This window comes from Sulfitobacter sp. HI0027, from assembly GCF_001634775.1.
Taxonomy (GTDB): domain Bacteria; phylum Pseudomonadota; class Alphaproteobacteria; order Rhodobacterales; family Rhodobacteraceae; genus Sulfitobacter.
Genome location: NZ_LWER01000441.1, coordinates 1 through 16,508 on the forward strand (window position 1 = coordinate 1; position 16,508 = coordinate 16,508).

Sequence of the window (16,508 nt, forward strand, 5' to 3'; positions counted from 1 at the left end):
AACTGACCGCAGCGCCGCTCAAAGAGTTCCCCTGCCCCCTTCATCCTTTTAGAAATACCGAATCCCGCACCCACCCCACGCACCACCGCCCGTGTGAACCCTTCCCGCCATGGACAATCCCGCTGCCCTGCGCCACCTTCCCCGCAAGGATGAAGGGGATCACACGATGACCACAGGTTTCTTTTGGGACGAACGCTGCTTCTGGCACGCAGGCGGGAACTACGCCTTTACCATGCCGGTCGGCGGGCTGGTGCAGCCCCTCGCGGCCGGCGGCCTGCCGGAAAACCCCGAGACCAAGCGCCGCATGAAAAACCTCATGGAGGTAACGGGGCTCTTCGACGAACTCGATACCCGCAGCGCCGCCCCGGCCAGCCGTGAAGCGCTGGCACGGGTGCATCCCGAAAGCTACCTCGATGAATTCAAGCGTCTCTCTGATGCAGGCGGCGGAGACTTGGGCCATGCGGTCCCCTTCGCCCGTGGCGGTTATGAGCTGGCCGCGCTGTCTGCCGGGCTGGCCATCGCCGCGGTCGACGCCGTGGCACGCGGCGATCTCGACAACGCCTATGCGCTCAGCCGCCCGCCGGGGCATCACTGCCTGCCGGATCTGCCCAACGGGTTCTGCCTTTTGGCCAATATCGCTATCGCTATTGAGGCCGCACAGGCCAAGGGCTTGGCAAAGCGTGTCGTCGTGCTGGATTGGGACGTGCACCACGGCAATGGGACCGAGGCGATCTATTATGACCGCGATGACGTTCTGACGATCTCTCTGCATCAAGAGGGGAACTACCCGATCGACACCGGCGGCCTCGCAGATCGCGGGCGGGGTGCTGGCGGAGGCTATAACATCAACCTGCCGATGCACGCGGGCTCGGGCCACACCGCCTACCTACACGCGATGGACCGCGTGGTGATCCCCGCGATTGAGGCCTTCGCCCCCGACATGATTATCGTTGCCTGCGGCTATGACGCGGCAATCGTCGACCCACTGGCGCGGATGCAGGCCACCGCCGCCACCTTTGCCGAAATGACCAAGCGCATCCGCGACACCGCCGACAAGCTCTGCGACGGCAAACTCGTGCTGGTGCATGAGGGCGGCTATTCCGAGGCCTATGTCCCCTTCTGCGGCCATGCCACGATCGCCGCGCTTGCGGGCAGCAAGATCGACGCGCCGGACCCGATGGCGCGGTCCCTGCACGCCCGCCAACCCTCTCCCGCCTTTGATGCCTTCCTGCGCCAGTCGATTGACGATATGGCGTGGCAACTGGACCTGTAAGAGACCGCAATGCCCGTAGCTGACCCTTCCGCCCTCGCCTTTCTGCAAAACCGCCGCTCGCGCCCTGCCAAGACGCTTGGTCTGCCGGTGCCCGATGCCGAGGCGCTGCGCCCGCTTCTGACCGCCGCCGCCCGCACGCCGGATCACGGCAAGCTGGAGCCGTGGCGTTTCGTGGTCATCGACCGCGCGGCGATGGCGCGATTGGCCGAAGTGGCTGAGAAACGCGGCGCGGCCCTTGGCCTCGGGCCAGAGGACACCGCCAAGGGGCGTGGCCAATTCGATCAAGGCAACCTCGCCGTGGCGGTGATCGAAGTGCAAAAGCCTTCGCCCAAGATCCCACCTTTGGAGCAGACCTATTCCGTCGGAGCGGTCTGCCTTGCGCTGCTCAACGCGGCGCTTGCCGCAGGCTGGGGGGCAAACTGGCTCAGCGGTTGGCCTTCCCATGACCGCGGCTTCATGGAGGAAGGCTTTGCCCTCGCCCCGCATGAGCGTATCGCGGGGATCATCCATATCGGCACCGAAACCGCCGCCCCACCAGAACGCCCGCGCCCTGACATCGACGAGATCACCACATGGCTGTAAGCGCGATCCTCAGGTCCTTTACCCGCGCACTTGGTCAACTGGGCGATGCGCGCTTTCGCAAGGTGGTCCTGCTCGGCGTGGGCCTGTCGCTGGCGCTGCTGGTCGCGGCGACGGCGGGCTTTGCCTATCTGGTGGATTGGATCACGCCCGAAGACGCTTGGCTTCCGGTACTGGGCGAGGTCAACTGGCTCGATGATCTGCTGAGTTGGAGCGCGCTGATCCTGCTGATGGTGCTTTCGGTCTTTTTGATGGTGCCTGTCGCCTCGGCGATTACATCGATGTTTCTGGATGACGTGGCCGATGCGGTGGAAGAGGTGCACTACCCCCATCTGCCCCCGGCGCACCGTGTCGGCATCGGCGATGCGATCCGCGATACCGTCAACTTCATGGGCGTGCTGGTGGGGGCAAACCTGCTGGCGCTGATCCTATACCTGCTCTTCGCCCCGGCGGCGCTGTTCATTTTTTGGGGGCTGAACGGGTTCTTGCTGGGGCGCGAATATTTCACCCTCGCCGCGCTGCGCCGCCATGGCCGGGACGAGGCGAAACGCCTGCGCCGCCGCCATGCGGGCACGATCTGGCTGGCCGGGGTGCTGATGGCGGTGCCGCTGTCGGTGCCGCTGCTGAACCTGCTGATCCCGATCTTAGGAGCGGCGACCTTTACCCACCTGTACCATGTGTTGGTGCCACATTCGGATGCAGCCAGCCTTCGATATCCGCCACGCTGATCCAGCCCGACAGGATGACCGTGGCGCTGATCGCCCAGATGATTGCAGCGACCAACGTGGTCCAAAGCGCCTTGCGCCCCAGATGATGCTGCGCCGGCGCGCCCGCATGGGTGCCGGGCACGACCTCGCCTGCGTCCCCTTGAGTTTGCACCCGAATCGGCAGGGCGACCATGAATGTCATCGACCAGATAACGGCAAAGAGCACGAGGCCCGAAACAATGCCCATACTCAGACCTCCTCAAGCTCGACGAGCGCGCCGTTGAAATCTTTGGGGTGCAGGAACAGCACTGGCTTGCCATGGGCGCCGATCTTGGGCTCGCCCGAGCCCAGCACCCGCGCGCCGGTGGATTTCAGGTGATCGCGCGCCGCGATGATGTCATCGACCTCATAGCAGATGTGGTGGATGCCACCCGCCGGGTTCTTTTCCAAAAAGCCATTGATCGGGCTGTCATCGCCCAAAGGATGCAGCAATTCGATCTTGGTGTTGGGCAGTTCGATAAAGATCACGGTCACCCCGTGATCCGGTTCGGCCTGCGGCGCGCCGACCTTGGCGCCAAGCGCGTGGCGATACTGATCCGCCGCCGCATCGAGATCCGGCACGGCGATGGCCACATGGTTAAGACGTCCGATCATCTTGGGTGCTCCTCGTGATTTGCCAGCTTTATGCCCGCCCGTCCGCTGAACAACAATGCGTCACGTTAACGCGTCGTTAGCCAACGCGGCGTAACGATAGCGTAGCAGATGTTGTTGGAGGCGATCATGGACGACACCGACCCTTTTGAAAGAACCACCCCCACCCCCACGGCGGAGCGACCGCTGCTGGGTCTCACCGTTTTGGTGGTGGAAGACAGCCGTTTCGCTTGCGAGGCGATGCGCCTGCTCTGTCTACGCTCTGGCGCGCGGATCAGGCGGGCAGATAGTTTGCGCTCTGCCCGGCGCCATCTACAGGTCTATCGCCCCGCTGTGGCGTTGGTCGACCTTGGCCTGCCCGACGGCAGCGGTCTGGACCTGATCGCCGAACTCACACAAAGCACGCCACGGGTGGAAACGATTATCGCCATCTCTGGCGACAGCCATATGGAGCCTGATGCCCGCGCGGCCGGGGTCGATGGGTTTATCGCGAAGCCGATTACATCGCTGTCATCCTTTCAGCAGGCCATTCTGAAAACCCTCCCCGAAGAGCGTCGTCCCGTGGGCCTGCGCGCCCTCCCTGATGAAGATATCTCCCCGGACCGAATCGGCTTTCAAGATGACATTGCCCATATCGCGGGCGTCCTCGGCGGCAAACCGGATGAGCCCACGCTTGATTATGTCGCGCAATTCCTCTGCGGCGTTGCCCGTTCCGCGAATGACCTTAGGCTGGAAGAGGCGGCGAGGGCTTTGGCCCACAAACGCGCACTCGGCCAACCCGCGGGATCAGAGGCCGCGACCATAGCCGGAATGATCCAGATCCGATTGACTGAGAAAATTGCGATTTAACCCACCCGGCAGGCAGGTCACTTAAAGCATCGGGTCGCGCGTTACACGAACAAGGCGGGTCAGATCGCCAAGCCGTTCCTTCTGTTGCCCCTGCCCGTCAAAATTACTGGGGGACAGCCAAGCTTCAAACGCCTCTTTCAGCGCGGGCCATTCCGTGTCGATCGCGGCGAACCAAGCCGTGTCGCGGTTGCGCCCCTTAACGATGGTTGCTTGCCGAAAGACACCCTCATAGCTCAGCCCCAACCGCTGCGCGGCGCGGCGGGACGGACGGTTGAGCGCGTCGCACTTCCACTCGAACCGCCGGTAGCCCGCCTCAAAGGCCCATTGCATCATCAGGAATATCGCATCGGTCGCCGCGGGGGTGCGCTGTAGGGCGGGGCTGAAGTTGATGTGGCCCACCTCGATACTGCCTGCCTCAGGCTTGATCCGCAGAAAGCTTACCACGCCCACCCATTGATCCCGCGCGCGGTCTTTCACCGCCATGAAATACGGATCGACTTGCGCTGCACTATCGCGCACCCAGCGGTGATACTGCGCCGCCGAAGAGAATGGCCCGTAGGGCAGATAATCCCAAACGTGATCCTCCCCCACATAGGCGGGGTAGAGCAGCGCGGCGTGCTTCTCTGCCGAAAGCGGTTCCAACACCACATGGCGCCCGGAGAGCACCTCACCGGCGGGCCGTTGGGGCTCGGCCCAATTCTCTATCGTGGGCCCGACAGGGCGCGGGTCTGATCTGCTGTTCATAGCAAAGTTATGCACCGCGCTTTACAGGCCGCCAAGATGAATAAACTTGAAATAATCCCACCAGACCCCAGTCTTGGCATCCCGGCTACACATTCATGCCACATTCAGCCTGCAGCATTATGCTAAACGCAAGCGACCCCCGGAGGGTGAGATGACCCAGCACCACGCCAAGGACAGCGCCAAACCCGCAAAGCCGGTCGATTGGATCGTCGTGGGCGCGAATGTTCTGGGGCTGGTGGTCGTTACTTTGGCGGCATTTCACGCCCAAACAGGCGGGCTGTTCCAACAGGTCGCCAGCCAAGCGGCGAAGGGCGCGGTCTTTTAAGGCGGGAACCTGCCGGTGGCTTCGGCGTTACCCACAGGTAACACCAAAGGATTTTTCCCATGCCCTCCATCTATGACGCGATCAAAGAAGATCATGATGAACACCGCGCCATGCTCAACACCATTGCCGACACCGAAGGCGACAGCGCCGAGCGCCGCAAGGCTTGGGACCGTTTTTACCATGACGTGAAATCCCACGCCGCCGCCGAAGAAGAGACCTTTTATTCTACGCTGATGTCCGAAACATGGGGCCAAGATCACGCGCGCCATTCGGTTCACGAACACCAGCAGCTTGACGATATCATGGAAGAGCTGCGCGAAACCGATATGTCGTCCTCTGCTTGGCTGACTCGTTTCAAGCAACTCAAGCATGACTACGAGCATCACATGGACGAGGAAGAAGACGAGCTTTTCACCCGCGCCAAGAAGGTCATCGGCGAGGAACGTAACGACGCCTTCGGCGACAAGTTCCTGAAGCGTAAGGAAAAGGAAGCCAAGCTCATCGAGGAAAAGCGCGAAGACAGTCTTGAGGATTGACCAAAGCCGCTCTTACCTGATAAACGTGTTCTCTTAACGTTCTTGTGGATATCCAGCCCCTCTGGGCAGGTAGCGGTTGCAAGAAAGCCCGAGGAAACGCAATATATTGGATATGAGCGATAATCCATCACAAGACCTACGCGACTTTCTGGGCAAAGATCGGTTTGGATGCGTCATGGCGGACCCGCCGTGGCGCTTCACCAACCGCACCGGCAAGGTCGCGCCCGAGCATAAGCGCTTGGCCCGTTATCCCACGATGACGGTTGATGACATCTGCGCCCTGCCCGTGGCCGATCACCTCGAAGACCGCGCGCATTGTTACATGTGGGTGCCGAACGCGCTGTTGCCCGAGGGGCTGCAGGTGCTCAAGGCTTGGGGATTTGAATATAAATCCAACATCATTTGGCACAAAATCCGCAAAGACGGTGGCAGTGACGGGCGCGGCGTGGGGTTCTATTTCCGCAATGTGACCGAAATTTTGCTGTTCGGCGTGCGCGGCAAGAACGTGCGCACCTTGGATGCCGGGCGGCGTCAGGTGAACATGATGCAGACCCGCAAGCGGGAGCATTCGCGCAAGCCGGATGAGCAATATGACCTGATCGAAAGCTGCTCTTGGGGCCCCTACCTCGAACTGTTCGGGCGCGGTGTCCGCGAGGGCTGGACCGTTTGGGGCAATCAGGCCGAGGCGGATTACAAACCCGATTGGAAGACCTACAGCTACAATTCCAGTGTCGCGGCTGAGTAATCTGGCGCGGCGCATCGACGACGCGGTTTTTGACGATGAAAGGCTCGTCGAAGACCTGCTGCCCGTCGATCTGCGCGATCGCTACTCCGTCACCAGCTACCGCAGCGCCGCCGCCGTGCTGCAACAGCGCGCGCCCGAAGAACTGGCCGCGATCATCCGCGTGCTGCGGCAGTTCACGATCAGCCGCAATGAAATCCGCGCGCCGGGGGGCAACCGCATGTCGGCCACCACCCGTTTCGCGCAATATGCGGCGGCCGAAAATTTCCACGAAGAAGTGCGCATCAAAGCCGATCTGTTGGTGCAACTTACCGCTGGCAAGGGCGACAGTGCCCCCGAGGTCGACCGCATCATCCGCGAGGACTTCATCCACAACCATATGGTCGACTTTTGGCGCAGCCGCGTTGCTTTCGACTATGAGTGGAACAGCAAAGACCAGACCTACGACCGTGACCTCTATGCCTTTCGCAGCTTTTTCGAAGCGGGGGTGATCGATGTCGGCGTCATCGTGACGCGCGAACTGTCGAACGGGTTTTTCAAATCGCTCGGCAATTGCTTGGACAAATTCGGCAATGAGACCGACAAGACCGTAGCCGCTAAGTTCGGGGCCAGCACCACCGGCACCCATAAGCTTATCAGTCGCATCGCCGCCGGGCGCAGCGGCGGCTGCCCGGTTCTGGTGCTGGGCATCCTACCGGGCAATATCACCCCCGACTGAGCCGGGGATGACGCTTCATTCAGACAGGATCACTCCTGCGGGATGACCCGCAGACCCAGTTCCATCAGCTGATCGCTGGTGGGTTCAGAAGGCGCGTTCATCATCAGGTCTTCGGCACGCTGGTTCATCGGAAAGAGGATGACTTCGCGGATGTTCTGCTCTTCGGCCAGCAGCATGACGATCCGGTCGATACCGGCAGCACAGCCGCCGTGGGGCGGGGCGCCGTATTGGAAGGCGTTAACCATGCCGCCAAAGCGCTTGCGCACCTCGTCTTCGCCATAGCCTGCGATCTCAAACGCTTTGAACATGATCTCGGGCTTGTGGTTCCGGATCGCGCCTGAGACCAGTTCGTAGCCGTTGCAAGCGAGGTCATATTGATAGCCCAGCACCTTGAGCGGATCGCCCTGCAGCGCCTCCATCCCGCCCTGCGGCATGGAAAAGGGGTTGTGCTCGAAGTCGATCTTGCCGGTCTCTTCGTCACGCTCGTAGATCGGGAAATCCACAATCCATGCAAAGGCGAAGCGGTCCTTATCGGTAAGGTTCAACTCCTCGCCGATCACGTTCCGCGCGCGGCCTGCGACTGCTTCAAACGACTTCGGCTTGCCACCGAGGAAGAAGGCCGCGTCGCCGACACCCAGATCCAACTGCTGGCGGATCGCCTCGGTGCGCTCGGGGCCGATGTTTTTGGCCAGCGGGCCAGCCGCCTCCATCCCGTTGCCCTGATCGCGCCAGAAGATATAGCCCATGCCGGGCAGACCTTCTTTTTGAGCAAAGGCGTTCATGCGGTCGCAGAACTTGCGGCTGCCGCCCTTGGGCGCGGGGATCGCGCGGATTTCGGTGCCATCCTGCTCCAGCAGCTTGGCGAAAATCGCGAAGCCGGAATCGCGGAAATGGTCCGAGACCACCTGCATCTTGATCGGGTTGCGCAGATCGGGCTTGTCCGAGCCATACCACAGCGCGGCATCCTTGTAGGAAATCTGCTCCCAGGTCTCATCGACCTTTTTGCCGCCGCCGAACTCTTGGAAGATGCCTGCGATCACCGGCTGGATCGTGTCGAAAACGTCCTGCTGGGTGACAAAGGACATCTCCATGTCGAGCTGGTAAAAATCGGTGGGCGAGCGGTCGGCGCGCGGGTCTTCATCGCGGAAGCAGGGCGCGATCTGGAAATATTTATCAAAGCCCGAGACCATCAGCAGCTGTTTGAACTGCTGCGGCGCCTGCGGCAGGGCGTAGAACTTGCCGGGGTGCAGACGGCTGGGCACGAGGAAGTCGCGCGCACCTTCGGGGGAAGACGCGGTGATGATCGGCGTCTGGAACTCACGGAAGTTCTGATCCCACATGCGCTTGCGGATGGAGGTCACAACGTCGGAGCGCAGCGCCATGTTCTTTTGCATCTTCTCGCGACGCAGGTCGAGGTAGCGATAGCGCAGGCGCGTCTCTTCGGGGTATTCTTGCTCGCCGAAGACCTGAAGCGGCAGTTCAGCAGCGGAACCCAGCACTTCGATGTCGCGCGCATAGACCTCAATCTCGCCGGTGGGCAGCTTGGGGTTCACAAGGCTTTCGTCCCGCGCCTTTACGGTGCCATCAATGCGCACGCACCATTCCGCGCGGACCTTTTCCATCTCGGCGAAGGCCGGGCTGTCAGGGTCGCAGATGACCTGAGTGATCCCGTAATGGTCGCGCAGGTCCAAAAACAGCACACCGCCGTGGTCCCGCACCCGGTGCACCCAGCCGGACAGGCGCACAGTGTCACCCTTGTTCTCAAGGCTCAGATCGGCACAGGTATGGCTGCGATAGGCGTGCATGATGGTCCCTTCCTAGGGCTATTTCAGGTTTCGCGCAGGTACACCGTTTGACGGTCGGGAAGTCAAGACTTTGCTGCCCCGCCGCGCCACAATAATAGAAGGGTTTTGCGCCTTACGGGCAAGCCGGGCCTGCGCGCAAGACAGGCAACAGCGATCACTTATAGCGCAAGCGCGTCCAAGAGTTGCGTGCGTTGGGCTTCGGATTTTGGGATCGATTGGGTGATTTTGCCGCGCTGCATGACGTGGAAATGATCGGCATTGAGGTAGGCAAATTCGAAATTCTGCTCCACCAACACGATGGCCAATTCCCCCCGATCCCGCAGAAGGCGAATGGTGTGGCCGATCATCTGGATGATATTGGGCTGAATTCCTTCGGTCGGTTCATCCAACAGCAGCACCTTAGGGCGGGCAATAAGCGCCCGGGCGATGGAAAGCTGCTGTTGTTGCCCACCAGACAAGTCCCCCCCGCGCCTGGCCTTCATCTCAGCAAGGACCGGGAAAAGCTCAAAAATGTCATCCGGGATCTTGTGCTCGGATTTGGGAAGACAGGCAAAGCCCGTTTCAAGGTTCTCTTGAACGGTCATCAGCGGGAATATCTCGCGCCCCTGTGGCACATATCCGACGCCCGCTTTGGCCGACAGGGCCGCACGGCCCGGTTGCAATTCCTCACCATCAAGGCTGATCCGCCCGCCCGAAAAAGGATGCCGCCCGGCGATGGCTTTCAGCAAGCTGGTTTTGCCGACCCCATTGGTGCCCGTCACACAGGTCACCTGCCCCACGGGCGCGTTCAACGTGACCTCATGAAGTATCTGAGATTGCCCGTATTTCAGGTTTAGGTTCTCAATCTCCAGCATCGCTGCGCCCCAAATAAACGTCAATAACAGTCTGGTTACTGGTGACATGATCCAGCGACCCTTCGGCCAGCACCGACCCTTCGTGCAGCACGGTCACCTTGCAGTTCAGCCGCCGCACGAACTCCATGTCGTGCTCCACCACGATAACAGCGCGGGTCTCGGCGGCTTTTTTCAGGATGTCTGTGGTGTGTTCGCGTTCATGCGCCGTCATGCCTGCGGCGGGCTCATCCACCAGCAGCAAGCGGGGTGATTGCGCAAGCAGCATCCCGATCTCCAGCCACTGCTTTTGCCCGTGGCTTAACTCTCCGGCAGGGCGGGAGAGATGGGCGGTCAGGTTGATCTCATCGGCGATCTTTTCAAGCCGCGCCGCCCCTTCCGAGGTCTTGCGGTGGAACAGCACCGAGAATGTACCACGCGGGTTCTTTAGCGCCATGGCAAGGTTTTCGCGCACGGTTTGCGCCTCAAACACTGTCGGCTTTTGAAACTTGCGCCCAATCCCAAGCATCGCGATCTGGCTTTCCGACATGCCAATAAGAGAGCGGCTGTCATCACCAAACAGAATATAGCCTTCATCCGGCTTTGTCTTGCCGGTGATGATGTCCATGAAGGTCGTCTTGCCCGCGCCATTGGGGCCGATCACCGCGCGCAATTCCGGCTCACCGATCTGTAGACTAAGGTTCTTGATCGCCTGAAACCCGTCAAAAGATTTCGAAATTCCGGACATTTCCAAAAGAGAACTCATGACTTGCGCACCAGTTTGTCAAAGAGGCCGCCGATGCCCTTGGGGGCAAACAGCGTGATAAGTACAAAGCTCAGGCCAAGCAGCACCAGCCACCAATCAACCCAGTGGATCGTATAGACCCCCAGATTGATGCTGGGCGCGCCGCCGCCCGTAAACCAACTGGACAAAAGTGAGACCACCGCCGCACCGATCACCGCACCGTAAAGCCGGCCACGCCCGCCGATGGCGACCCATACCGCGAGATAGATCGACGCGATGGGGGCGATTTCAGCCGGGTTGATGATGCCCGCTTGCGGGTAATAAAGCGCGCCGGCGATGCCTGCGACGATGGCGGTGATGGTGAAGACGAAGAGCTTATAGCTCTCTACATGGTAGCCCAGAAAACGAACGCGCGATTCATCGTCACGGATGGCTTGGATGACATTGCCCAGCTTGCTGTCGGTGATCCATGCGAAAAACAGATAGCCCAGAGCAAGCGCCAAGGCAGAGGCGAGGAAAAAGACGATGGAGACCACGTCTTGGCCGCTTTCGGCGAAGCCGGGGATGTTTTGCAGGCCCGACAGACCGTTGTTGCCACGCAAACCGCTGTCGTTCTGAAACAGGTAGAGCGCGAGCGCCAGTGTCATGGCTTGGGTCAGGATCGACAGGTAAACGCCGTTGACGCGGCTGCGGAATGCGAGCCAGCCAAAGACCAGCGCAAGGGCGCCGGGGATCAGCACGACGAAGGCCAATTGGATAAAAAGGTTGTCCGCGAAGGCCCAGATCAATGGGAATTCCGATGAGCCGACGACACCGAAAATCTGGTTTCCGATGGCGTCTGAAATCTCTTGCGGGGTTGGCGGGATGACCTGACCTGCGAGGCTTTCCGCGACGATGTTTTCCGTCCGCGCATACATGAGCCACATCCCGATGGCGTAGCCGCCGATCCCGAAAAAGGCGAAATGACCGAGGCTAAGGATGCCGCAATACCCCCAAACGACATCCATCGCGATGGCCACGAGGCAAAGACACAGGGCTTTGCCCAATGTCTTGACGAAGGAGGTTGAGACAAGACCGGTACCGGCGGCTTCGGACATCACCGTCACAAGGACTGTAAAGAGACCCAGTGCGGCAAGGAAGTAGAGAACCGAAGGATTGCGGCCGATGAAAGACCGTCGTTGGCTGTGCGTCTGGGTCATGGCTCAATCCGCCGCTGCCCGGCCTTTGGGGGCGACGATGCCCTTGGGCCGGAATTGAATGAACAGGATGATGAAAAGGATCATGTAGGTCTGTGCCGCCAGTGTGTTGGACGGGTTCAACCACTCGATCCCCTTTTGCAGGAAGCCAATCAGCCCCGCTCCGGCCAGCGTGCCGAATACCGATCCAACACCGCCCACTACGACGGTCATGAAGCTTTGCACGATATAGTTCGCGCCCATTTCAGAGGTGACCTGCGCATAAAGGCCGATGCCGACGCCCGCGACCCCGGCGATGCCGGACCCCAGCCCAAAGGTCATCATATTGATGCGGTCAGGGTTGATGCCCATTGAAGCCGCCATGCCCGGGTTTTGCGTCACCGCGCGCACCTCCAAACCAAGGCGCGTGCGCTTGAGGATATACAGCAGCAAAAATAGAAAGATCAGCGCCAGCACGAATATGGCAATGCGGATGTAACTGATTTGAACCACATCCGAGATCACGAGCGCGCCCCGAAGCCACTCAGGCGATGTCAGCGGGCGGGCCTGAGTGCCAAAGATATTCTTGGCGATTTGCTGCAAGGCGATCGAGATGCCGAAGGTCGCCAATAAGGTTTCAAGCGGGCGATGGTAGAGATGCCGGATCACCAGCCGCTCCATTGCGACACCCGCCCCAAAGGTAACGGCAAAGGCTAGCGGCAGCGCGATGAGCAGCGAGACCGTGTAGTCAGGGACGATGAGTTGCACGACATAGCCCGTATAGGCGCCCATCATGATAAACTCGCCATGGGCCATGTTGATGACCCCCATCTGCCCAAAGGTGATCGCCAGCCCAATCGCTGCGAGGAAATAAATCGAGGCCAGCGACAAACCGTCCAACGTCAAATCAAAGGTCTGCGCCCAGCCGACCTGCGTCTCAACCGCGTCAAGCGTGGTGCGGGCAGCGTCGGTGATCGCCCTGTCATCCTCTTCGTAGCGTTCATAGAAGACGGCATTCTGCAGGGCGGTGACGATATCATCCGGCGTTACCAACGGCGGGACGGTCCCCGCCTCGGCAAGCGCACGATACGCATCCATCCGCTTGTCCGGGTCGTCCAGTTGCGCCAGAGGGATGCCGCCGACGCGGCCATCGACGATATTGGCTTCAAGGGCAGCACGAATATCACCGGGCGGCACGATTGCAGGGGCAAGATCGGCTTCGACCAGCGTCTCATAGCTCGCCGAAGGGGCCACCATGGGGTCAAGATTGCGGGCGATGTTACCCTCGGGCTGCTCTGCCGCAACGCCTGTCGTTACAGATAGAATTTGGCTCAGCACCGCGCGGGCTTCGAGAGAGGTGTCGGAAGACAGGCTTTCGATCGCACGAATGCGCGCCTCGGGGGCCGCTCCGAAGCGCGCGGTCAAGAAATTGCTCAGTTGCTGTTTGCGGGCGCGCAGGATGGGATCATTCTCCCCTTCGAGCGAGGCCAAGAGCGGGTCAAGCTGGCTGGCATCGCTGCGTCTCGCGATGCTTTCAAGGGCGGCGCTGCGGCGTTCGGGGTCGGGATCAGACAGTTGGAACTGCACCAATGCCGTGCCGATGACACGCCGCACACCGCCGTTGGGGCGCAGCTGGCTGAAACTGTCCGAAGAAGCCGTTGTCTCTTCGCCCGTATCAACGTCGCGCAGCGTGAGTGTATCGCCGGCTTCCTTCGCAAAGTAGAACAGGCCAGTTGCATCGTCTTGCCAGACGCTCCGCTCGGCCCATTGCTCCAGAAAAACAGGAACCTGCGGCAGGCCCGATGCCACCAGATCGTCCAGCAAAACGCCGACCGATTTGCGCGATGGCTTGGCCACCTCTTCGGCGTGGGTCTGCAAGACAGACTGAAGTTCCTGAGCGGATGCAAGACTGACGGATGTCAGCAAGCACATCAGGCTGAGCAGTATTCGAACCATGAGATATGGGGCTTTCGGACGGAAAGAGTGTTTAGAAAGAGTGTCGGGCGCGGTTGAGAACGCGCCCGACTGTTGGCGTTAGTAATTTGAGGTCAACTGAACGCAGGTCTTGGTTTCGGTATTGTACATGCCGCACTCAAGCTCTTTCCAATCGGAGACCAGCACAGCCGATTCAGGCAAGAAGTCCGTCCATGCATCGCCGGGCACTTCTTCGGTCTGGCTGATGATGTCGAACTGGCCGTCAGAGGTGATTTCACCGATCAAGACAGGCTTGGCGAGGTGGTGATTGGGCAGCATGACAGCCGTCCCGCCGGTGAGGTTCGGGAATTCCTGCCCATACATCGCCGCACGCACCGCATCCACATCCGTGGTGCCCGCTTCGGTGACCGCGTTCACCCACATGTTGAAACCGATGTAATGGGCTTCCATCGGGTCGTTGGTCACGCGGTCTTCGCCCATCGCCTCTTTCCAAGCGGCGACCCATTCGTCGTTCGCATCGGATTCTGCGGATTGAAAGTAGTTCCACGCCGCGAGGTGGCCGACTAGGTCAGCGGTATCGAGGCCCGAAAGCTCTTCTTCCCCGACCGAAAATGCCACGACCGGAATGTCATCAGCCGAGATACCGGCAGCCGCCAACTCCTTGTAAAAGCCGATATTCGCGTCGCCGTTGATGGTCGAGATCACGCCCACCTGAGAGCCATCCGCCCCCAGTTCGACCACATCCGCCACAATGGTGGACCAGTCCGAATGCCCGAAGGGTGTATAGTTAACGAAGATGTTTTCCTTGGGGATGCCCTTGTCCAAAAGGTACTGTTCAAGGATATTGTTGGTGGTTCTGGGATAGACATAGTCCGTGCCGAGCAGAGCAAATTTCTCGACGCCCAGTTCCTCCAGGAAATAATCGGTCGCAGGGATCGCCTGCTGATTCGGGGCCGCGCCGGTATAGAACACGTTGCGCGAGCTTTCCTCGCCCTCATACTGAACCGGGTAGAACATCAGGCCGTTCAACTCTTCCAGAACAGGCAATGCGGATTTGCGCGAAACAGATGTCCAGGAGCCGAAGATGACATCCACCTCGGACACGGTCAGAAGCTCGCGCGCCTTTTCGGCGAACAAAGGCCAATCCGAGGCGGGATCCACGACAACGGCTTCGATTTCGCAATCCAACAGACCGCCCGCAGCGTTTTGTTGCGTGATCAAAAGCTCCATCGTGTCTTTCAACGTCGTCTCGGAAATGGCCATCGTGCCGGACAGAGAGTGCAGCACGCCAACCTTGATCGGGTCCTCGCATTCCGCGCTGGCGGCTGAACCTGCGATCAATAGGGCAGCGGTCGCAGTAAGTGTGCGTTTGGTGGAAAGTCTCATTTCGGTATCCCCGTTTGGTGTGCGGAAGAGCGGAGACGCAAGCATGCCAAAGGCCAAATGCATTTCCACACAGCGTTTATTATAGTTACGCACGGATGGCCCCCTTGCCGGACTTCTCCGTTCGCGACGCCCCGTAGCGGAGCCTCTACAGCCTCAGTTCAGAGGACCGAGCCAGCAAGCCCCGACCGCGGGGAAATTTCTGCACCGCAGAAAGGGTGCTGTATGATTGGGCAGTTGGCAGCCGAACTGTGAAATTTTGGGCAACTCGCGTATGGGGCGCGCGCTGTTTTGCGGTAGAAGCGGAATGTCGGATGGGGACGGCCCGTGTGACGTTGGTGCGGGAAGGCGTGAGGGGTAGACCACGATGGGCGGGAGGAATTGCCCATTCCAACGCAAGTGAGAGTACGCCCTGCAGGGCGTCAGAGGACTAAATCTATTGGATAGTCCAGTTGCGGGAGCGCGATTTGGGCGCTGGCGTGAGGTGGAGAAACTGTGACCTCGCCCCCCTTAACTTTCAGGAATTTGAGTGGGCAACAGGTAAGAAGTTTCAGGCTCAGAGCACTAAATCTATAGACATATCACGCGCATTGCAGCTATGGCGGCCCCATTCAAAGCCACCTGCTAAGTTTAGAAAAAGTGATAGTCATGATGCCCAGCAACCTCGCGCCGATCCCCGAACTCTATGTCTCTTACGAGTCTTCGCAGAAACTCAAGATCGAAGCCGGCAATCTGGTGAGCCTTGATCTCACCCCGCGTCAGATTTGCGATCTGGAGCTTTTGATGAACGGCGGTTTCAACCCGCTCAAAGGTTTCCTGTCCGAGGAAGATTATGACGGCGTGGTCGAGAACATGCGGCTGGCCGATGGCAGCCTCTGGCCCATGCCGATCAACCTCGACGTCAGCGAAGCCTTTGCCGAAAAGCTGGAACTCGGTCAGGACATCGCCCTGCGCGATCAAGAGGGCGTGATCCTTGCGACGATGACCATCACCGACCGTTGGTGTTGATTGTCACTGAGAACTGACCCGGTGGGGGTGCGGACAAAAACTTGGACTGTTTTCACGGGATAATGCCGAGGCTTTTACGGTATTCGATCGGGCTTCTGCCACCAAGGGACATCTTGATGCGTGTTTCGTTGTACCAGCGGATGTAGGCATCAACCTCGTCAATAAACTGGGCCACGGTGAAGGCTCGCCAATCGCGAGGATAGAAGAACTCAGTCTTCAGGCGTCCGAAGAAGCCTTCACATGCTGCATTGTCCTGCGAACTCGCCTTTCGTGACATCGAACGAACGAGCTTTGCTGCCTCGATACGTTCCAGCCAGCCAGGCCAGCGATAGTGGCCTCCGCGATCGCTGTGGACGATGGGCCGCACTTCGCTGTCAGCGATGGTCTCTACCGCTGCATCAAGCATTGAGTTTACGAGATCGGCATCCGGTCTGGTCCCTATGGTCCAACTTAAGACGAGTCCGTCGAAGCAATCGATGATTGGGGAAAGATAGACTTTTCCC

18 protein-coding genes and 1 pseudogene are annotated in these 16,508 nt (G+C 59.9%); 9 read left to right on the plus strand and 10 right to left on the minus strand.

All coding sequences use genetic code 11. From position 1 onward, the window contains the following. The first annotated feature begins 166 nt into the window (after positions 1-166). The 3 genes from A3722_RS20520 to A3722_RS20530 are packed head-to-tail and all read left to right on the plus strand — an operon-like array spanning position 167 to position 2,580. Entirely contained in the window at positions 167-1,273 is a 1,107-nt protein-coding gene (locus A3722_RS20520) for a class II histone deacetylase (RefSeq protein ID WP_067623763.1), read from the plus strand. A gap of 9 nt (positions 1,274-1,282) precedes the next feature. Beyond that, the gene (locus A3722_RS20525) at positions 1,283-1,855 is read left to right on the plus strand and encodes a nitroreductase family protein (RefSeq protein ID WP_067623761.1); all 573 of its coding nucleotides are present in this window, start codon (positions 1,283-1,285) and stop codon (positions 1,853-1,855) included. Then, a complete protein-coding gene (locus A3722_RS20530) occupies positions 1,846-2,580 on the plus strand; it encodes an EI24 domain-containing protein (protein WP_067623759.1) in 735 nt (244 codons plus the stop codon). The genes A3722_RS20525 and A3722_RS20530 overlap by 10 nt, the downstream gene beginning before the upstream one ends. Here A3722_RS20530 and A3722_RS20535 read toward each other — a convergent pair. Together A3722_RS20535 and mce are read right to left on the minus strand one after the other, a co-directional pair. Further along, entirely contained in the window at positions 2,513-2,806 is a 294-nt protein-coding gene (locus tag A3722_RS20535) for a DUF1467 family protein (protein WP_067623756.1), read from the minus strand. The two genes, A3722_RS20530 and A3722_RS20535, sit on opposite strands and share 68 nt — an antisense overlap. 2 nt (positions 2,807-2,808) lie before the next feature. Then, positions 2,809-3,213 carry a methylmalonyl-CoA epimerase gene (gene mce / locus A3722_RS20540; protein ID WP_067623753.1) on the minus strand — a complete coding sequence of 135 codons (405 nt, stop codon included), beginning with the start codon at positions 3,211-3,213 and terminating at the stop codon, positions 2,809-2,811. 126 nt (positions 3,214-3,339) lie between these two features. Between mce and A3722_RS20545 the strand changes: the two genes are divergently transcribed. Further along, positions 3,340-4,059: a response regulator gene (locus tag A3722_RS20545; RefSeq protein ID WP_067623793.1), complete on the plus strand. Its 720-nt coding sequence runs from the start codon at positions 3,340-3,342 to the stop codon at positions 4,057-4,059. A gap of 21 nt (positions 4,060-4,080) precedes the next feature. Here A3722_RS20545 and A3722_RS20550 read toward each other — a convergent pair whose 3' ends face one another. Then, a complete protein-coding gene (locus tag A3722_RS20550) occupies positions 4,081-4,803 on the minus strand; it encodes a GNAT family N-acetyltransferase (RefSeq protein WP_067623750.1) in 723 nt (240 codons plus the stop codon). Between the two features lie 151 nt (positions 4,804-4,954). Between A3722_RS20550 and A3722_RS24445 the strand changes: the two genes are divergently transcribed. The 4 genes from A3722_RS24445 to A3722_RS20565 all read left to right on the plus strand — a co-directional run bounded on the left by A3722_RS24445 (position 4,955) and on the right by A3722_RS20565 (position 7,124). After that, positions 4,955-5,128, plus strand: a complete 174-nt coding sequence (locus tag A3722_RS24445) for a hypothetical protein (RefSeq protein ID WP_161487464.1) — start codon at positions 4,955-4,957, stop codon at positions 5,126-5,128. 59 nt (positions 5,129-5,187) lie between these two features. Then, entirely contained in the window at positions 5,188-5,664 is a 477-nt protein-coding gene (locus tag A3722_RS20555) for a hemerythrin domain-containing protein (RefSeq protein ID WP_067623747.1), read from the plus strand. A 112-nt stretch (positions 5,665-5,776) separates the two neighbouring features. Further along, a complete protein-coding gene (locus tag A3722_RS20560) occupies positions 5,777-6,409 on the plus strand; it encodes an MT-A70 family methyltransferase (RefSeq protein WP_067623744.1) in 633 nt (210 codons plus the stop codon). Continuing rightward, a complete protein-coding gene (locus A3722_RS20565) occupies positions 6,393-7,124 on the plus strand; it encodes a BglII/BstYI family type II restriction endonuclease (RefSeq protein ID WP_236627484.1) in 732 nt (243 codons plus the stop codon). The genes A3722_RS20560 and A3722_RS20565 overlap by 17 nt, the downstream gene beginning before the upstream one ends. 29 nt (positions 7,125-7,153) lie before the next feature. Here the strand turns inward: A3722_RS20565 and aspS are convergent, their stop codons facing one another. From aspS to urtA, 6 genes are all read right to left on the minus strand, one after another. After that, a complete protein-coding gene (gene aspS, locus A3722_RS20570; RefSeq protein ID WP_067623742.1) occupies positions 7,154-8,929 on the minus strand; it encodes an aspartate--tRNA ligase in 1,776 nt (591 codons plus the stop codon). A 158-nt stretch (positions 8,930-9,087) separates the two neighbouring features. Next, entirely contained in the window at positions 9,088-9,783 is a 696-nt protein-coding gene (gene urtE / locus A3722_RS20575; RefSeq protein ID WP_067623741.1) for an urea ABC transporter ATP-binding subunit UrtE, read from the minus strand. Further along, complete coding sequence (gene urtD / locus A3722_RS20580) at positions 9,770-10,525, minus strand: urea ABC transporter ATP-binding protein UrtD (RefSeq protein WP_067623736.1); 756 nt, start codon at positions 10,523-10,525, stop codon at positions 9,770-9,772. The genes urtE and urtD overlap by 14 nt, the downstream gene beginning before the upstream one ends. Then, positions 10,522-11,703, minus strand: a complete 1,182-nt coding sequence (gene urtC / locus A3722_RS20585; RefSeq protein ID WP_067623735.1) for an urea ABC transporter permease subunit UrtC — start codon at positions 11,701-11,703, stop codon at positions 10,522-10,524. Before urtC ends, urtD begins: the two co-directional genes overlap by 4 nt. 3 nt (positions 11,704-11,706) lie before the next feature. Continuing rightward, the gene (urtB, locus tag A3722_RS20590; RefSeq protein ID WP_067916410.1) at positions 11,707-13,635 is read right to left on the minus strand and encodes an urea ABC transporter permease subunit UrtB; all 1,929 of its coding nucleotides are present in this window, start codon (positions 13,633-13,635) and stop codon (positions 11,707-11,709) included. 78 nt (positions 13,636-13,713) lie between these two features. After that, positions 13,714-15,000: an urea ABC transporter substrate-binding protein gene (gene urtA / locus A3722_RS20595; RefSeq protein WP_067624380.1), complete on the minus strand. Its 1,287-nt coding sequence runs from the start codon at positions 14,998-15,000 to the stop codon at positions 13,714-13,716. A gap of 645 nt (positions 15,001-15,645) precedes the next feature. On the opposite strand from urtA, the pseudogene A3722_RS20600 reads away from it, so the two are divergent. Next, positions 15,646-15,999: pseudogene (locus A3722_RS20600) on the plus strand (adenylyltransferase); the annotation flags it as partial. Between the two features lie 58 nt (positions 16,000-16,057). Here the strand turns inward: A3722_RS20600 and A3722_RS20605 are convergent. Continuing rightward, a partial coding sequence (locus tag A3722_RS20605; protein ID WP_150120572.1) for an IS3 family transposase occupies positions 16,058-16,508 on the minus strand: 451 nt, incomplete at its 5' end.

Coding starts and splice junctions, on each gene's coding strand:
- aspS (WP_067623742.1), bottom strand. CDS start 8,929: ATGCACGCCTATCGCAGCCATACCTGTGCCGATCTGAGCCTTGAGAAC.
- A3722_RS20525 (WP_067623761.1), top strand. CDS start 1,283: ATGCCCGTAGCTGACCCTTCCGCCCTCGCCTTTCTGCAAAACCGCCGC.
- urtE (WP_067623741.1), bottom strand. CDS start 9,783: ATGCTGGAGATTGAGAACCTAAACCTGAAATACGGGCAATCTCAGATA.
- A3722_RS20555 (WP_067623747.1), top strand. CDS start 5,188: ATGCCCTCCATCTATGACGCGATCAAAGAAGATCATGATGAACACCGC.
- A3722_RS20535 (WP_067623756.1), bottom strand. CDS start 2,806: ATGGGCATTGTTTCGGGCCTCGTGCTCTTTGCCGTTATCTGGTCGATG.
- urtA (WP_067624380.1), bottom strand. CDS start 15,000: ATGAGACTTTCCACCAAACGCACACTTACTGCGACCGCTGCCCTATTG.
- mce (WP_067623753.1), bottom strand. CDS start 3,213: ATGATCGGACGTCTTAACCATGTGGCCATCGCCGTGCCGGATCTCGAT.
- urtC (WP_067623735.1), bottom strand. CDS start 11,703: ATGACCCAGACGCACAGCCAACGACGGTCTTTCATCGGCCGCAATCCT.
- A3722_RS20550 (WP_067623750.1), bottom strand. CDS start 4,803: ATGAACAGCAGATCAGACCCGCGCCCTGTCGGGCCCACGATAGAGAAT.
- A3722_RS20545 (WP_067623793.1), top strand. CDS start 3,340: ATGGACGACACCGACCCTTTTGAAAGAACCACCCCCACCCCCACGGCG.
- urtD (WP_067623736.1), bottom strand. CDS start 10,525: ATGAGTTCTCTTTTGGAAATGTCCGGAATTTCGAAATCTTTTGACGGG.
- A3722_RS20520 (WP_067623763.1), top strand. CDS start 167: ATGACCACAGGTTTCTTTTGGGACGAACGCTGCTTCTGGCACGCAGGC.
- urtB (WP_067916410.1), bottom strand. CDS start 13,635: ATGGTTCGAATACTGCTCAGCCTGATGTGCTTGCTGACATCCGTCAGT.
- A3722_RS20560 (WP_067623744.1), top strand. CDS start 5,777: ATGAGCGATAATCCATCACAAGACCTACGCGACTTTCTGGGCAAAGAT.
- A3722_RS20530 (WP_067623759.1), top strand. CDS start 1,846: ATGGCTGTAAGCGCGATCCTCAGGTCCTTTACCCGCGCACTTGGTCAA.
- A3722_RS24445 (WP_161487464.1), top strand. CDS start 4,955: ATGACCCAGCACCACGCCAAGGACAGCGCCAAACCCGCAAAGCCGGTC.